We start from the raw sequence: 16,379 nt of genomic DNA, 5'->3' as shown, positions 1-16,379 counted from the left end.
CACGGCCATGGCGAGCCTCGATTTTCTCAGCACGGTCAGAAACAGCGGCGCGGCCAAGGCTTGGCGCATGTCGGGCAGATGGCTGCGCCACTGGCTGCCCACCGGCCTCTACACCCGTTCGCTGCTCATCATCATCCTGCCGATGATCCTGCTTCAGGGCGTGGTCGCGGCCGTCTTCATGGAACGCCACTGGCAGCTCGTGACGGAGCGCCTCTCCGCCGCCGTAACGCGCGATATCGCCGCGATTATCGAGCTGCTGCAGACGGACCCGGAGGAAGACGACTATCAGCGCGTCATCCGCATCGCCCGCGACAAGCTGGATCTCAGCGTCTATATCGAACCGAAGACAGACCTGCCGGCCCCGAGACCGGAGCCGCTGTTTTCGATCCTTGACAGGATCCTCGCGGATCAGCTGACACAGCAGATCGGCAGGCCGTTCTGGATCGATACCTATGGCAACGGCTCGCTGGTGGAAATCCGCATCCAGCTCGAAGACAAGACCCTGCGCGTCTTCACCCGCCGCAGTTCGGCCTATGCCTCCAACACCCATATCTTCCTTGTCTGGATGGTCGGGGCGTCGCTGGTGCTGATCGCCATCTCCATCCTTTTCCTGCGCGGGCAGATCAAACCCATCGAAGCACTCGCCAAGGCGGCGGAAAACTTCGGCAAGGGCCAGAAGATCAGCGGCTATTCCCCGCGCGGTGCGGATGAGGTGCGGCGCGCTGGCCTCGCCTTCATCCTGATGCGCGAGCGTATCGAGCGGCAGATGGAGCAGCGCACCGCCATGCTGAACGGCGTCAGCCACGACCTGCGCACCATCCTCACCCGCTTCAAGCTGCAACTGGCGCTCGCGGGCGACAATCCCGACCTCGAGGGGCTCGACAAGGATGTCGAGGACATGCAGTCGATGCTGGAGGCCTATCTGACCTTTGCCCGTACCGATGTCGAAGAGGATGTCGGCACGCTGGAGCTTCCGGCGCTTCTCGAAAAAATCGGCCATGATTTCGAGCTGCACGGCAAGAAATTCAGCTACGAGCTTTATAATATCGAGCGGATCATCGCGCGGCCGAACGCACTGTCCCGGCTCGTCGCCAATCTGGCCGAAAATGCACGGCGCTACGCCGGCAATCTCCACATCGATATCCGCAAGGCGCCGCGTTCCATCATCATGACATTTGACGATGACGGGCCGGGCATTCCGGAGAACTCACGCGAGGATGTGTTCAAGCCGTTCTTCCGGCTGGACGAGGCGCGCAACCTCAATGCTTCGGGCACCGGCCTTGGCCTTTCCATCGTCCGCGATATCGCCCGCAGCCACGGCGGCGATGTGACGCTCGATGAAAGCCCGATGGGTGGATTGCGGGTAATCGTCAAAATTCCGGCTTAGAGTTTTTTCGCTTTTCTTCGAATCGCGAAAACACTCTAACTCCTTGACCCGGACTTGCCGTTTCCATCACTCCGGCACTGAGCCGTCGTGTTCCATCAGCACATTTTCTCGCCGTTCGGCACCGGGCGCTCAACGGCGGCAAGCACGATATCGCCATTGGCATCGGCAAAACCGAGCGTCAGGACCTCGGACCGGAAAGGGCCGATCTGGCGCGGCGGAAAATTCACCACGCCCAGAACCTGCCGGCCGACAAGGCTTTCCAGCGTATAATGCACCGTGATCTGCGCCGAGGATTTCTTGACGCCGATCTCCGGCCCGAAATCGATCTTCACCTTGAAGGCGGGTTTACGCGCTTCGGGAAAAGGCTCCGCTTCGATGATGGTGCCGACACGGATATCGACCTTCTCGAAATCGGCATAGGAAATTTCACCGCCCATGGCCCGCCCCTTCAGCCCGCCAGCTCTTCGGCGCGCGTTTTTGCGGCAGCGACCGCCCTGTCGAACAGCGGCTGCATGCCGTCTTCGGCCATCAAAACGGACAGCGCCGCAGCCGTGGTGCCGCCCGGCGAGGTCACATTCTGGCGCAGGCGCGCCGCCTCGTCGGGGGACTGATGCAGCAGCTCACCGGCGCCGGCCACGGTTTCGCGCGCCAGACGCATGGCCACATCCGCCGGCAGACCGGCCTTGCGGCCGGCTTCGGCCATGCATTCCACCAGATAGAAGACATAGGCCGGGCCGCTTCCCGAAACCGCGGTCACCGCGTCGATATCGCTTTCGGCATCCACCCATTCGACGGGACCACTGACTTTCAGCAGCCCGTCCACTACCGTTTTAAGCTCCGGCGTCACCAGCTCGTTGGCATAGGCCCCCGTGACGCCACGGCCGACCATGGCCGGTGTGTTGGGCATGGCCCGCACGGCGGCAACCTTGCCGAAATGCGAAACGAACGTGCCGATGGTGGTGCCCGCCGCAATCGAAACGACGACCGTATCCGGGCCCAGCAGGGGTTTCAGTGAGGGCAGCACGGCTTCCATCATCTGCGGCTTCACCGCCACAAAAAGAATACCGGCCTTGACGCCCTCGGGCACGCTTTCGCTATGGGTGGCTCCGGCTTCTGCAATCGTCGTCCGCATGGCGTCGGAAGGGCGCGGATCGATGACGATGACCTGCGATCCCGGCACGCCCTTTTTCAGCCAGCCTGAAAGCAGAGCGCCGCCCATATTGCCGGCGCCCACCAGGACGAGCGGCCCGGAAGCCTTATACACCATCTTACGCTTCTCCGACGGTCTCGAACATGACCGCTTCGATTGCACTTTTCGCATCCAGCCCCGACCAGACGACGAACTGGAATGCCTGATAATATTGTTCGCAGGCCTCCAGAGCGCTGGAAAGCAGCACTTCCACCTGCTGGTTGTTCGGTTCGGCGCCGCCGGCCAGAAGCAGGGATTGGCGGAAGATCACCACATCTTCCTGCCGCCACAGATCGAAATGCCCCATCAACACTTGACCGTTGACCTGGGAGAGCAGACGAATGACTTCGTTGACGCGCTGGTCCGGCACCTTGATGTCGAAGGCGCAGGCAAGATGCAACGCCTCGAATTCTTCCATCCATGAAAAGGAGACGTGATAATCGGCCCAGTGACCGGCGACCGTCATGGCGATCTCATCTTCGCCCGAACGTTCGAACGACCAGTCGTTCGAGGCGGCGACGATCTCGATCATGTCCACGGGATTGGACTGGCGCTCAATTTCAAATTCTATCAGACTCATGCGGCACCTTCTCAGCCGGTAGGGATGTCCTGTTTTGAACGCCGGGCACAAAACGCACATACAAACCGGGATAAACATTTGAGACGATTGCCCGACACCACCAGAATTACGCATTCACCCTGTCTGGAGCTTACCAGGTCTTTTCGAATCATCATTTAAAATCAGTGTATAATGGCCGAGTCCTGCTGCCACCCCTTCCCCGCCATTTTTGCTTTTTGAACAGTGGATATCTCCTCCCCCATCACCTCAGGCGAGATACATAAGCGACTCTGCCGATTGCGTTTTTTGGAAGTGTCCACAGGCCCCAAAAAATTCGTGCCGGAGAGACGTTTTTAACAACCGGGAGTCATTTCGGGCGGAATAGGCCGAAAACAAAAAGTCCCGGAATCGCAAGCGATCCGGGACCCATCGAAAAAAGCGTTGAAAAATCAGTCCTTGGCGGCGGAAAGCTTCGCTTCCAGAGCCTCGATGCGGGCGCGCAGCGCGTCGTTTTCATCACGCGCCTGAATGGCCATTTCGCGAACGGCATCGAATTCCTCGCGCCGGACGACGTCCAGACTGTTCAGCCAGCGATCCGCCTGCGCATGAAAAGCGGCTTCGGCTTCCTTGCGCACACCCTGCGCCGCGCCGGCCGCATCGGTCATCAGCTTGGCGAATTCATCCAGAAAACGGTTGGTGCCTGTCGTGCTCATGGCGCTCATCCTTCGTCGGTTCAGGGGCATCGTCTTGCCCGCTGTTGCTAGCCTTCAGGTAGGCACTCCATCGCCGCCTTGCAAGCGAAATCGAAAAATCGCAAGAGCTTGCATGGCCTACGGTATCTTGAACCGGAGCTTGAAGAATCACCTTGACCGCCGCCATCGCAATCGCCATTTTCCTTGGCGTCAGGGAGACCGGTGAGCATCATCGCCCGGCCCCTTGAGGCAATGGCTCGTTCCGTTGTCCACCCCGCAACGATGACGGAATATACGGATTGTTAGCCGCTCCCACCCAACTCGCCATCATGCCCTTCCCCAATATCGATCCGGTGGCGCTGTCCCTTGGCCCGCTCTCGATCCACTGGTACGGCATCGCCTATGTCGCGGGCATCATGCTCGGCTGGTTTTACGCCCGCCGCCTCGCCCGCACGGATCGCCTGTGGCCGAACGAGACGTCGCCGATCTCGGCGCAGCATCTTGACGATTTCATCCTTTGGGCAGCCGGCGGCATCGTGCTCGGCGGGCGCATCGGCTACATCCTGTTTTACGATCTCGCCGCCGTCGCCGCCAATCCCATCAGGGCAATCGAGATATGGAATGGCGGCATGTCGTTCCATGGCGGCCTGATCGGCACCACCGTCGCCATGATCCTCTTCGCCCGCAAGAACGGCATTCCGGTCTGGAGCATGTTCGACGTCGTCGCGGCCGTGGCACCCATCGGCCTGCTGTTCGGACGCATCGCCAATTTCATCAATGGCGAATTGTGGGGGCGCATCGCCGACGTGCCATGGGCGGTCGTCTTCCCGACCGGCGGCCCCTTCGCGCGACACCCGAGCCAGCTCTATGAAGCCGGCCTCGAAGGCCTCGTGCTCGTCATCATTCTGGCAATCGCCATCTATGCCTTCAGGGCGCTGAAGACGCCCGGCGTCGTCACCGGCATCTTCGTCTGCGGTTACGCGCTGTCGCGCATCTTCGTGGAATTCTTCCGCGAACCGGACGCCCAGATCGGTTATCTCGCCGGCAACTGGCTGACCATGGGCATGGTGCTCTCCACGCCCATGTTCGCTCTCGGCCTCTGGGCGGTTCTGCGGGCGCGCAGCGCGGCAAAAAGCGCCTGAACGGTATGACCCGCCATGACGACACCGCTCGCGCAACGCATCAAATCACTTATCCGGCTCAACGGTCCGCTTAGCGTTACCGACTTCTTCTCGCTCTGCCTCGCCGATCCGGAGCACGGTTATTACAGAAGCCGCGAGCCCTTCGGCCGTTCGGGCGATTTCATCACCGCACCTGAAGTCAGCCAGCTTTTCGGCGAAATGCTCGGCGTTTTCGTGGTCCACGCCTGGCAGAGGCACGGCGCCCCCATGGAAACGCAGCTGGTGGAAATCGGCCCCGGCCGCGGCACCATGATGTCGGACATGCTGCGCGTCATCCGCCGCATCGCACCGCCGCTTTACGAGACGATGCGGGTGCATCTGGTGGAAACCAGCCCCCGCCTTTCCGCCATCCAGAAGGAAACGCTGGTCGCACATGCAGACAGGCTGACCTGGCATGACAGTTTCGACGACGTGCCGGAAGGTTTCCTGCTCCTCGTCGCCAACGAGCTTTTCGACGCCATTCCGATCCGGCAATTCATAAAGACGCCGCAGGGTTTTCGCGAACGGGTCGTCAGCCTCGATGCCAATGACGAACTTGTGTTCTCGACCGGGCTTGCCGGCATAGATCCGGCTTTGCTGCCGCCGCAGCCGGAACGGCAGCCGATTGGCGCCATATTCGAGATTTCGCCTGCCCGCGAAGCCGTGATGACCGCGATCTGCCAGCGCCTCTCGGCCCATGGCGGCACGGCGCTCGCCATCGATTACGGCCATCTGGTCGCCGGTTATGGCGATACGTTGCAGGCCATGCGCAACCATGCCTTCGACCCGGCGCTTGCGCATCCCGGCGAAGCCGATCTCACCAGCCATGTCGATTTCGAAAGCCTCGTGAAAACGGCCGAAGCAACCGGCGTACACGTCAACGGCACCCTGAGACAGGGCGACTTTCTCTATGGTCTCGGTCTCAAGGAGCGTGCGGCCGCACTTGCCGCCAAGGCCACGCCCGACCAGACGCTGGAAATCGCCGAAGCGGTCAACCGCCTCGCCGGCGAAGGCGCCGGCAAGATGGGGGAACTTTTCAAGGTCATCGCCGTTTCAAGTCCCGCGCTTCATCTCCTGCCGTTTCGCGCGGTGGATTGACAGCGCAATCACCTCTGGGCCAACATCGCCGCGACACACGAAGCAGGCACACTGCATCACACACGCCGCGCAACGCCGCGGCAACCGGAAACATCTCGCTTAACCGTAGCTCACTGGCCAACAGCGATATTCTCCAAGGAACTCCCGCACCATGCAGAACGCAACGCTGCCGCTCCCCATCCAGAGTCCCCTGCTCGCCGACTATAGCAAAAACCGTATCCATCACGGTTTTTTCACCCGGCAGGGCGGGGTGTCGGAAGGGCTTTATCAGGGCCTCAATGTCGGCCTCGGCTCGCATGACGAACCGGAACGGGTGCAGGAAAACCGTCGGCGCGTGACGCAATGGTTCGGCCTGTCGGCGGAGCGCCTCGCCACCGTGCACCAGATCCATTCCCCCGATGTTCTCGTGGTCGATGAAACCTATGACGGCAGCCGCCCGCAGGCCGACGCCATGGTAACCGCGACACCGGGTTTCGTGCTTGGCGTGCTGAGCGCCGATTGCGGCCCGATCCTGTTTGCCGATGCGGAAGCCGGCGTCGTGGGTGCGGCCCATGCCGGCTGGAAAGGGGCGCTGTTCGGCGTACTCGAAAACACCATCGAGACCATGACTACGCTCGGCGCCAGCCGGGAGCGCATCGCCGCCTCGCTCGGCCCTTCGATCAGCCAGAACAACTATGAGGTCGGTCCGGAATATGTGGCGCGTTTCACCGATATCGATCCGGCCTATGCGGATTATTTTGCAGGCACGGAAAGGCAAGGTCACGCATTGTTCGACCTCAAGCAATTCACCATCGACCGGCTGACGAAAGCCGGTGTGAAGGCGGAAAATCTCGGCCTCTGCACCTATCCCGACGAACATCGCTTTTATTCCTACCGCCGCACCACCCACCGCGCCGAACCCGATTATGGCCGGCAGATTTCCGCAATCGCAATTCTGGAGGACTGACATGGCCCTGCATTTCGAGCTTTCGGAATTCGATGCCCGCCGCGAGCGGCTGCTCGCCAAAATGGCCGAGGAGAAGCTGGACGCCCTTCTGCTTTTCGCGCAGGAAAGCATGTATTGGCTGACCGGCTATGACACGTTCGGCTACTGCTTCTTCCAGACGCTGGTGGTCAAATCGGACGGCTCCATGACGCTTCTGACCCGCTCGGCGGATCTGCGCCAGGCCCGCAATACCTCCATCATCGAGAATATCCTGATATGGGTCGACCGGCCCAATGCCGACCCAACGCTCGATCTCAAGAACCTGCTGAGCGATCTCGACCTGCTGGGGGCAAAGATCGGCGTCGAATACGACACCCACGGCATGACCGGCCGCGTCGCCCGCCTGCTGGACAATCAGCTCGCCAGCTTCTGCCAGATGAGCGACGCTTCCTATCTGATCAGCACCCTGCGGCTCGTCAAAAGCCCGGCCGAGATCGCCTATGCGCGCAAGGCGGGCCAACTGGCCGATGCGGCGCTGGATGCGGCGCTGCCGCTCATCAGGCCCGGCGCGGACGAGGCCGTGATCCTCGCGGCGATGCAGGAAGCGGTTCTGGCCGGCGGCGGCGATTACCCCGCCAATGAATTCATCGTCGGTTCCGGCGCGGATGCGCTGCTGTGCCGTTACAAGGCCGGCCGCCGCAGGCTCGACGCCAAGGATCAGCTGACGCTGGAATGGGCCGGTGTCAGCGCCCACTACCATGCCGCCATGATGCGCACGGTGGTGATCGGCGAACAGGACTTCCGCCAGAAGGAGCTTTACAGCGCCTGCCTGCAAAACCTCACCGCCATCGAGGAAGTGCTGCGACCGGGCAAGACCTTCGGCGATGTCTTCGACGTCCATGCCCGCGTGATGGATGAACGCGGATTGACCCGTCATCGGCTGAACTCCTGCGGTTATTCGCTGGGCGCGCGCTTCTCGCCGTCCTGGATGGAGCATCAGATGTTCCACGCCGGCAATCCGCAGGAGATCACCGCCGACATGACGCTCTTCGTGCATATGATCGTGATGGATTCCGATTCCGGCACGGCCATGACGCTCGGCCAGACCTATCTGACCACGGAGGCCGCACCGGAGCCGCTCTCGCGCCACAACCTCGATCTTCTCACAGCTTAAATCGCCGCCGGGTTTGACAGAGCGGGAAAACCGCCCTTACATTGCGCCACCTTGGGCAAGAAGGAGCGGAACATGAGAGGGAAAATCGCATGAGCCGGACGGGGTTCACCCCCCTTTTTCCGGCCATCATTGTTCCCGCGATGATGCTGGCCCTGTCAGGCTGCAACACGACGGAAGCGCTGACACCGCAGGTGGATGTCGGCCACAATGCCTCGCAATCGACACCCGTGACCCAGGGCGATCTCGACCAGATGGCCGCCGCCGCCGACCGCGCCCCCACGGGCGCTCCGGCAACCGCAACATCCGTTCCCGCCTATGCACCGCAAAACTCGTTGCAGGCGCAGGCACAGGCGCTGTCAAACGGCAGCCAGTATGGCGAGCCGCTTCGCCAGAGCCAGACCGCAGCCCAGCCACCCGCCGCCGCTCAACCCGCACCCGCACAGCAGACAGCATCGCTTGCGCCCGCCTCTTCCGCAAACTCCATCCGCTTCCTGCCGATCATCGGAGCGCCGGTTCAGGCGGTGACACCGCTGTCGCGTCAGCTCGGGGCCGAGGCGCGGGCGAAGGGGCTGACCATCCGGGCCTCCAACGACAATTCGGCCGAAAACATCCTGAAGGGATATTTCTCCGCCTTTGCCGATGGCGCCAAGGTCAATGTCGTTTACGTCTGGGACATTCTGGACGCCAATGGCGTGCGGCTTCACCGCCTGCAGGGGCAGGAAACGGTGGCGGCAAAAGGCAGCGATCCATGGGCCGCCGTGACCGACAGGGTCATGCAGGATATCGCTGCAAAAACGCTCAACGACTATTCGTCATGGAAGCAGTCTCAACAGGGATGAGGTGAAAACGGCGGGAGAAGTCACAGAGATTTCACGAAAATCATTGCGAAAGCGCGGAGTCCTCTTGCAATCGGAAGCAACAGCGCTATTAAGGCGCGCATGGCAACAAGGCGTATCCGGCAAAGGCTTTTCAGCCGGATGTTCCTCCCCTTGAACGACGCTTGGTTACGGTGGATTGAGCCCCGTGATGCAAGGCGATGGCATGGAAACAGGCGGCCGCAATGAAGGTTTTCGCAGGCAATTCGAACCGGCACCTTGCCGAAGCGATCTGCAAGTATCTTAACGTTCCTCTCGGAAATGCCACTGTAAAGCGGTTTGCTGACCAGGAAATATTCGTAGAAATCAGCGAGAACGTGCGCGGCGAAGACGTTTTCATCGTCCAGTCCACCTCCTTCCCGGCAAATGATCATCTGATGGAACTGCTCATCATGATCGACGCCATGCGCCGCTCCTCTGCCAAGCGCATTACCGCGGTGCTTCCCTATTTCGGTTACGCCCGCCAGGACCGCAAGGCCGGCCCCCGCACCCCGATTTCCGCCAAGCTCGTCGCCAATCTGATCACCGAAGCCGGCGCCGACCGCGTTCTCACCCTTGATCTCCATGCCGGCCAGATCCAGGGCTTCTTCGATATTCCCACCGACAATCTCTTCGCAGCGCCCATTCTGGCCCGCGACGTGAAGGACCATTACGACACCAACAATGTCATGGTCGTTTCGCCCGATGTCGGCGGCGTGGTCCGCGCCCGTGCACTCGCCAAGCGTCTCGACTGTCTTCTGGCCATCGTTGACAAGCGCCGTGACCGTCCGGGCGAATCCGAAGTCATGAACGTCATCGGCGATGTCTCCGGCAAGGACTGCATCCTCATCGACGACATCGTCGATTCCGGCGGCACACTCTGCAACGCCGCTGAGGCGCTGCTGAAAAAGGGCGCCACCAGCGTCACCGCCTATATCACCCACGGCGTGCTTTCCGGCGGCGCGGTTGCCCGCGTGGCCTCCTCGAAGCTGCGCGAACTCGTCATCACCGACAGCATCCAGCCGACAACCGGTGTCCAGTCCGCGCATAATATCCGCGTGGTCAGCACCGCAGGCCTGCTCGGCGAAGCGATCAACCGCACTGCACAGGAACAGTCGGTTTCCGGCCTGTTCGACTGAGCAGCCGCGGAAACCTCGGCAATCATTCTAGGGTCTGGCGAATTGCCGCCCGGTTTAGATTTCCGGGCAGGCTGCGGTCTATCTTGAAATCGCTGGTTCCCTCGATGTCATCCTCGGCCCTGTGCCGAGGACCTAGTCATGTTAAATAAATCAACAGGTCGCAGATCCTCGAGACAAGTCCGAGGATGACGCAGGAGTGTCTGGCGCGCTTCGCCATTCACCTCATTGAAGCGAACTTCGAAGTTCCTCTTAAGACGATGCCGTGCCCGCATCCGGCGGCCGTTGCAGACGTGAGGCTGCGGCCTTGATTTTCGGCCACCAGCGCCGAACCCGGGTTAGAACAGCATGGCGACCGTTACGCCAGATACTGACCGTATCGGCTGTAACCGCATCGCCGGTAAACAGATGCCGATGACGTCCGATCACCAGCGCCCGGTAGAGAAACAGGGTCGTGAGGGCGGAAAACAGGATGGACATCACCACATCGCTGAGGAAATGCCCGCCGGCCGCGATGCGCAAACCGGACATGAGGACGATCATGCCGGCAGCGATGCTTCCCATCGCCAACCGTCCGCGCCGTTGCAGCCGGGGCCAGACGAGCACGCAGAGCGGCAGGAAGAAACTGGCGATCAGCGCGGTTTCGCCGGAAGAAAACGAGCAGTTCGAATAACATTGCGCACTGTACTGGAAAGGCGGCGTGAAAAGCTGCTGCCCGCCGAATTCGGTGACGCTGAATGGGCGCGCGCGGCCGATGGTCGCCTTCAGCACACCATTGACCAGAAGCCCGGCGCAGAGGATCACCGGCCCGCACAGGAAGGCCCAGACCCGCCAGCCGGTTCTTTGCAGCGTACCCAGCCGAAGATTACCGACAAGGATCACGAAAGCCAGAAGGGTGGCAAGCTCCGTACCTTCGCGCAGCGTATCCCGCAACCATTCGGGAAACGGCTCACGGCCGGACCATGGCTGCTCGACGGGCGAGAAAAACAGGGCGGAGAATCTGAGATCGATGGAGGGAAAGGTCGCGAACAGGATGACGAGCGCCAATGTGGCGAGTGTCACCCAGATCGTGATCCGCATATGCGAAAGATCATTGTCCATTGCTGCCCTCCGGCATGCATCGCGGCAGCAGGCGCCAGAGTCCGATTTCCCTGCCTTCGAGGAAACCCGGCCCGGCGGTCCAGCGAGCGACCGGCGCCTCGCCGGCAAGGCAGGCCGGCAGGCCGTCCGCACTTGCCAGGAACAGGGGATTTTTCGCCTCGCCGGGTTTCAGCGGGTAAAGAAGCGCATAGTGACTGGAAGGCACGCCGGTCTCGGGCAGCGCGCGCGTCATCACCTGCTTCTCATCCCGAAGCTGATAAAAAAGCTCGGCAAGTATCGAGCGGTCGGTAGCGACGATGGCGTCCGCACCCGCCTCGCGCGCCCGTAACAGGCCGGTCGACACCAGCTCGGCGCGCCCGAGATACCGCGCCATCGCCAGTTCACCTTTCGGCAGGCGCAATTGCGTTCCGACAATGGTCATCAGCGGCAGCGCGACGGCCACGATGCCGCCGAGCACAAGCGTGGACACGGTGAGCCAACGCCGCGACGCCAGGACCGGCACCGCCAGCAGCACGCCCGCCGCATAGGCCCCGACCGCCCAGTTGGCGAGCGCCCGTGACATCAAACCCTGCGCGGTAATCAGAAGAACGATCGGCACCGAAAGAGCGACCAGCGCCCGGGTTTCGGCATTCTTCGCACGAATTGTTGCGACGATCATGCCGACGAAAACGAATGGTCCGACCACACCCGCCTGGGAGAAGAAGAATTCCAGCGCGGAACCGATCTTCAGCTGGACGCCATGCCAATTCGCATTATCCGCCGTATGGCGTGCGGTCATGAAATCATGCGCCGCGTTCCACCACAGATTGGGCGCGATGACGGCAGCGCAGACCAGCGCAGCAATCGCCGCGTCACGCAGCCGGATGCGCCATGCCTCACAGAGCCAGCCGGCGGCGATGAAGCAGGGCAGAAAATAGATCATCGCATATTTCGACATCAGCCCGAGGCCGAAGCAGAGACCGAGGGCGATGCTCCAGCCCAACGCCGCCCTGCCCTCGCTGCGGGCGAGCGCAAGCTTCCGCACGGAGATCATCGACAGCACGATGAACAGCATCATCGGCGTATCGGTCGAGATCAGCAGGCTGCCGAGCGTTACGGCCGGCAGGGTCAGATAGATAAGGGCGGCCAGGGATGCCAGCCTGACATCGTAGATCATGCGGCCGAGCGCAAGGATGGCCGCCGCCGCTACACCATGCACCACGGGTGCGGCCAGCCGAACCTGAAACGTGCCCTCGCCGCCGCCCAGAACGGTTGCCGCGCGAATGAGCCAGCCGATCAGGGGCGGCTTGGAATAGGCGCCGAGCGCCATCTCCCTGCCCCATAGCCAATATTGCGCCTCATCGACGAAAAGGTCGGTACGGTTGAAGGCCAGCCCAACGACGCGCAGCGCGGTTACGAGGACGATCGCCACGAATGCAAATGTCAGCCATCGGCGCTCATCGCCTGCCTGCGCATAAGGCAGGGTCGCCGCCTCATGCATGCTGGCGGCGTTCTGCATGAATCAACCAGAGATTTCGGGCATAGATGAAAAGGCCGGACGCCTGACCCAGAATGAAGACCGGATCGCGCCGCCAGATGGCGTAGGAAAGCAGCACCAGACCGCCGAGAACGGAAAAATACCAGAAGGCCACCGGAATGACCGAGCGGTTTGCCCGTTCCGACGAAATCCATTGAACCAGAAAACGCATGGTAAACAGCATCTGGCCCATGAAGCCGGTGCAGACCCACAGAAATTCCTTCCAGCTGTTCACATGCAGCATGGACCATAAAGCCGGTGCGTTCACGGCAATGTCTCCGTTTTGAAAGTTTCAGCCCAGCTTGACCGCTTGCGCCGGCGCAGCAGCCAGGCGACGCCGATCAGATCGTGGATGCCGACAAGCGCGCGGCCGATATTGGTGTAATGGGAATTCCCGTGCAGCCGCGCCCGGTGCGTGACGTCGACATGGGTGACCTGCCAGCCGTCGCGGTTGAACAGCGCCGGGAAATAGCGATGGTGATGATCGAAATAGGGCAAGGCGAGATAGGCGTCGCGGCGGAAGGCCTTGAGCCCGCAGCCGGTGTCGCGCGTGCCGTCCTTTAATATCCGCGCCCGAAGCCCGTTGGCGAAGCGGGAGGAGAGGCGTTTTCCAAGCGTATCGCGCCGGCCGACACGCTGGCCGGCCACAAGGCCGAGCCGGCTGGGAGCGCTGGCGGAAAGAAGCGGCGCGAGAAGAGCCGGCAGATTGTCCGGCGGGTTCTGCCCGTCTCCATCCAGCATGCAGATGACCGGCGCACGCGCCGCCTGCACACCGCTGTGGATCGCCGCAGACTGTCCGCCCTGACGATCATGGCGGACCAGCCGCAGCATCGGGTAACGATCGCCAAGCGCAAGCGCCGCATCGACCGTGCCGTCCGAAGATGCGTCGTCCACCACCACGATCTCGAAGGCGCCGACGGGCTGGCAGGCGGCAAAAATCTCCGCCACGAGCGTTTCCACACTCGCTTGCTCATTGTGCATGGGCACGACAACGGCGAAATCCGGCCTCGGTTTCACGCTGGCTCCGTCATATCCGTCCGCATTCAGTCCGCAGACATCATTGATAGTGGCGAGAGAAGGAGCGCGGAAAGCTTGCATGAACATGAACAGCCGTTGAACTTCACTCGATATGCGCCCGTTCTATTGCAGTTTTATTACGGGAAACGCGTCAGTGGCGGCCGGCTATTTTTTCACGGCATGCGGGAAATAATCGTACAATTCCCAGCGCTTTTAACGCGACCGTAAACAATTTTTGCCACGGTATGGCCACGTTTTTTGGGGGGAGGAAACAGGATGCCGGGTGTAAATCCGACTGCTGTCAAAGCTAAATCATTGTCGATAAAGGCCAAATTCGCAGCGCTCGTCACGGGCGCGACGCTGGTTTCATGTCTTTCCGTGGGGTTGTTGTCCTACGAGATGGGGAAGTCGGGACTGATCGACGCCAGCGAAATCAGGCTCGAAACGGTTGCAGGCAACCAGTCCAAGCAGCTTGACGCCTATACTTTGCGCGTCGAACAGAGCATTTCCGAGCTGTCGCAAAACGCCGCGGTCGCACAGGCGCTGGAAACGATGACCACCGTTGTGCCGACGGAAAGGGATGCGATCATCCAGGCTTTCCGCCGCGAGGGCGTCTCCGAAGAGGAGCGCGCCTCCTTCAATGGCGAAGGCCTGCGACTGCTTTACGCCATTCGCCACGCCACCATCAACGCCACCATCGCCAGCGTCTGGCGCAACACCCGCGTCAGCGACATCTATGTGATCGACAAGACCGGCCTCATTATTTACACCGTGACGAAGGGGAAGAACTTCCTCACCAGCGTGACGGAACCGCAAAACGCCGCGATCAAGGACCTGTTCGACCGCATCGAAGCCGGCAAGGACGGCGTCGTCAGCACCACCGGTTTCAGCGGCGGCGAAAATGATTCGGCCATGATCGGCATGCCGCTCGCCGTCTCCAACTGGGGCCAGCTTCAGCGCAAGGGCGCCGTCATCATGCGCATCGCCGCCGATCGCATCGGCGCGGTGGTGACGCCCGAGGAAACCGGCAAGACCATCGATGACGCCGTTCTCCTGAGCGCCGACGGCAAACGTCGGGCCGGCGTACTCTCGGGCGGCGCTGATGCTGCCGTTTCAGCAAGCCTCGCCGCCCTTTCCAACGCAAACAACGCCGGAACGGTGATGGCGCAGACACCTGCGGGCAACATCTTCTATGCCTATCGCCCGGTCTCCGTCTTCGGACAGAAACATCTTCTGGCCATCGGCCAGCAGGAAAGCAAGGTTCTCGCCGCCGCCAACGATCTCGCCTTCTGGGCGACGGTCGCGACACTGGCCGTGCTTGCGATCATGACGCTGATCGGCATTTTCGTTTCCGCAAGCCTGACCAAGCCGCTGACCGGCCTTGCGGGGCTGATGGAGCGCCTGAACGGCGGTGAAAACAACATCGAGATCAAGGCCGTTTCCCGTGGCGATGAGATCGGCACCATGGCGCGCGCGCTGGAATCCTTCCGTCAGGGCATTCTGGACAAGCAGCGCATGGAAGCCGAATCCCATCGCAAGAGCGAAGAACTGGACGAGGAACGCGCCCAGCGGGAAATGGAAAAGGCAAGAAGCGCGAAAGAACTGGAAGAGGCTGTCGACGCGCTTGCCACCGGTCTTGCCAATCTTGCCGCCGGCAGGCTCGATCTCCGCATCGACAAATCCTTCGTGCCGTCGCTCGATCATCTGCGCATCGACTTCAACAACTCCATGGCGGGCCTGGAAGCGACCATCTCCAATATCGGCGAAAGCGCCAATGCCATCCGCTCCGGCTCCGGCGAACTGAAAAGCGCATCGGAAGACCTGTCGCGGCGCACCGAACGTCAGGCCGCAGCCCTTGAGGAAGCGGCAGCGGCACTCGGAGACATGACGCAGGCCGTCAATCTCTCACTGTCGCGCTGCAATGTCGCCGTCGAGGCGACGGCGGGCACGATGCAGGATGCGCACAAGTCCACGGCCGTCGTTAAAGAAGCGATCGTCGCGATGGAACGCATCGAAACCTCGTCGGCCAAGATCCGCCAGATCATCGACGTCATCGACCAGATCGCCTTCCAGACCAATCTGCTGGCGCTGAATGCCGGTGTGGAAGCCGCCCGCGCCGGCGAAGCCGGCAAGGGCTTTGCCGTTGTGGCGCAGGAAGTTCGCGAGCTTGCCCAGAAATCGGCAGCCGCCGCCCGGGACATCACGACGCTGATCGCCACCTCGGCGGGCGATGTGGAAAGCGGCGTGGCGCTGGTGCTGAAGACGGGTGAAAGCCTCGAGCAGATTCAGAAACGCATCCAGTCGGTCAACGACCAGATCGGCGAGATCGCCACCGCATCGCGCGAACAGTCCGGCCGCCTCAGCGAAATCAACGCCTCCGTCAACGAACTCGACCATGTAACGCAGCAGAACGCGGCCATGGTGGAGGAAACGACGGCGGCCGCCTTCTCGCTATCCAGCGAGGCGGACGGCCTGACCGAACAGGTGGGGCAATTCTCGGTCGGTGGCGCCCGCCAACGGGACCAGCGTTACGCGGCATAAACCGCAACGAAAAAAGGCCGGAGGCGAAAC

At 61.6% G+C, this 16,379-nt stretch carries 16 protein-coding genes; 8 read left to right on the top strand and 8 right to left on the bottom strand.

The features are described from left to right. Positions 1–7: 7 nt before the first annotated feature. Positions 8–1,387, top strand: coding sequence for an ATP-binding protein (locus tag L901_RS13400; protein WP_059757454.1), 1,380 nt, complete (start codon positions 8–10; stop codon positions 1,385–1,387). Positions 1,388–1,482: 95 nt separating this feature from the next. On the opposite strand, the gene L901_RS13395 is transcribed toward L901_RS13400, so the two are convergent. The 4 genes from L901_RS13395 to L901_RS13380 form a co-directional block, all read right to left on the bottom strand. Further along, the gene (locus L901_RS13395) at positions 1,483–1,824 is read right to left on the bottom strand and encodes a tRNA-binding protein (protein ID WP_059757451.1); all 342 of its coding nucleotides are present in this window, start codon (positions 1,822–1,824) and stop codon (positions 1,483–1,485) included. Between the two features lie 11 nt (positions 1,825–1,835). After that, entirely contained in the window at positions 1,836–2,654 is an 819-nt protein-coding gene (gene proC, locus L901_RS13390; RefSeq protein ID WP_059757448.1) for a pyrroline-5-carboxylate reductase, read from the bottom strand. 1 nt (position 2,655) lies between these two features. Continuing rightward, on the bottom strand, positions 2,656–3,156 hold the full coding sequence (locus tag L901_RS13385) for a YbjN domain-containing protein (RefSeq protein WP_003522870.1): 501 nt from the start codon (positions 3,154–3,156) through the stop codon (positions 2,656–2,658). A gap of 428 nt (positions 3,157–3,584) precedes the next feature. Next, positions 3,585–3,848, bottom strand: a complete 264-nt coding sequence (locus L901_RS13380; RefSeq protein WP_003522871.1) for an accessory factor UbiK family protein — start codon at positions 3,846–3,848, stop codon at positions 3,585–3,587. Between the two features lie 308 nt (positions 3,849–4,156). On the opposite strand from L901_RS13380, the gene lgt reads away from it, so the two are divergent. The 6 genes from lgt (at position 4,157) to L901_RS13350 (ending at position 10,177) form a co-directional block, all read left to right on the top strand. Next, positions 4,157–4,969: a prolipoprotein diacylglyceryl transferase gene (gene lgt, locus L901_RS13375; protein WP_059757445.1), complete on the top strand. Its 813-nt coding sequence runs from the start codon at positions 4,157–4,159 to the stop codon at positions 4,967–4,969. 15 nt (positions 4,970–4,984) lie between these two features. Further along, positions 4,985–6,085 (top strand): class I SAM-dependent methyltransferase, encoded by a 1,101-nt coding sequence (locus tag L901_RS13370; RefSeq protein ID WP_059757442.1) that lies wholly within the window; start codon positions 4,985–4,987, stop codon positions 6,083–6,085. A gap of 151 nt (positions 6,086–6,236) precedes the next feature. Continuing rightward, positions 6,237–7,031 carry a peptidoglycan editing factor PgeF gene (gene pgeF, locus L901_RS13365; RefSeq protein ID WP_059757440.1) on the top strand — a complete coding sequence of 265 codons (795 nt, stop codon included), beginning with the start codon at positions 6,237–6,239 and terminating at the stop codon, positions 7,029–7,031. Position 7,032: 1 nt separating this feature from the next. Then, positions 7,033–8,184, top strand: a complete 1,152-nt coding sequence (locus L901_RS13360) for a Xaa-Pro peptidase family protein (protein WP_059757437.1) — start codon at positions 7,033–7,035, stop codon at positions 8,182–8,184. Between the two features lie 89 nt (positions 8,185–8,273). After that, positions 8,274–9,023, top strand: a complete 750-nt coding sequence (locus L901_RS13355; protein WP_059757434.1) for a hypothetical protein — start codon at positions 8,274–8,276, stop codon at positions 9,021–9,023. 221 nt (positions 9,024–9,244) lie between these two features. Further along, positions 9,245–10,177, top strand: coding sequence for a ribose-phosphate pyrophosphokinase (locus L901_RS13350; RefSeq protein WP_003522877.1), 933 nt, complete (start codon positions 9,245–9,247; stop codon positions 10,175–10,177). A 249-nt stretch (positions 10,178–10,426) separates the two neighbouring features. On the opposite strand, the gene L901_RS13345 is transcribed toward L901_RS13350, so the two are convergent. The 4 genes from L901_RS13345 to L901_RS13330 are packed head-to-tail and all read right to left on the bottom strand — an operon-like array spanning position 10,427 to position 13,895. Next, positions 10,427–11,275 (bottom strand): phosphatase PAP2 family protein, encoded by an 849-nt coding sequence (locus L901_RS13345; protein ID WP_059757431.1) that lies wholly within the window; start codon positions 11,273–11,275, stop codon positions 10,427–10,429. Beyond that, the gene (locus tag L901_RS13340; RefSeq protein WP_059757429.1) at positions 11,265–12,773 is read right to left on the bottom strand and encodes a glycosyltransferase family 39 protein; all 1,509 of its coding nucleotides are present in this window, start codon (positions 12,771–12,773) and stop codon (positions 11,265–11,267) included. Before L901_RS13340 ends, L901_RS13345 begins: the two co-directional genes overlap by 11 nt. Continuing rightward, the gene (locus tag L901_RS13335; RefSeq protein WP_031233742.1) at positions 12,748–13,035 is read right to left on the bottom strand and encodes a lipid-A-disaccharide synthase N-terminal domain-containing protein; all 288 of its coding nucleotides are present in this window, start codon (positions 13,033–13,035) and stop codon (positions 12,748–12,750) included. Before L901_RS13335 ends, L901_RS13340 begins: the two co-directional genes overlap by 26 nt. 20 nt (positions 13,036–13,055) lie before the next feature. Further along, positions 13,056–13,895 carry a glycosyltransferase family 2 protein gene (locus L901_RS13330; RefSeq protein ID WP_059757426.1) on the bottom strand — a complete coding sequence of 280 codons (840 nt, stop codon included), beginning with the start codon at positions 13,893–13,895 and terminating at the stop codon, positions 13,056–13,058. A 189-nt stretch (positions 13,896–14,084) separates the two neighbouring features. On the opposite strand from L901_RS13330, the gene L901_RS13325 reads away from it, so the two are divergent. After that, positions 14,085–16,349: a methyl-accepting chemotaxis protein gene (locus L901_RS13325; protein ID WP_059757424.1), complete on the top strand. Its 2,265-nt coding sequence runs from the start codon at positions 14,085–14,087 to the stop codon at positions 16,347–16,349. The last annotated feature ends 30 nt before the right edge of the window (positions 16,350–16,379 follow it).

The organism is Agrobacterium sp. D14, from assembly GCF_001526505.1.
Classification (GTDB): domain Bacteria; phylum Pseudomonadota; class Alphaproteobacteria; order Rhizobiales; family Rhizobiaceae; genus Agrobacterium; species Agrobacterium leguminum.
The sequence above is the reverse complement of the archived record's forward strand: the minus strand, read 5'-3'. Positions and strand labels throughout refer to the sequence as shown.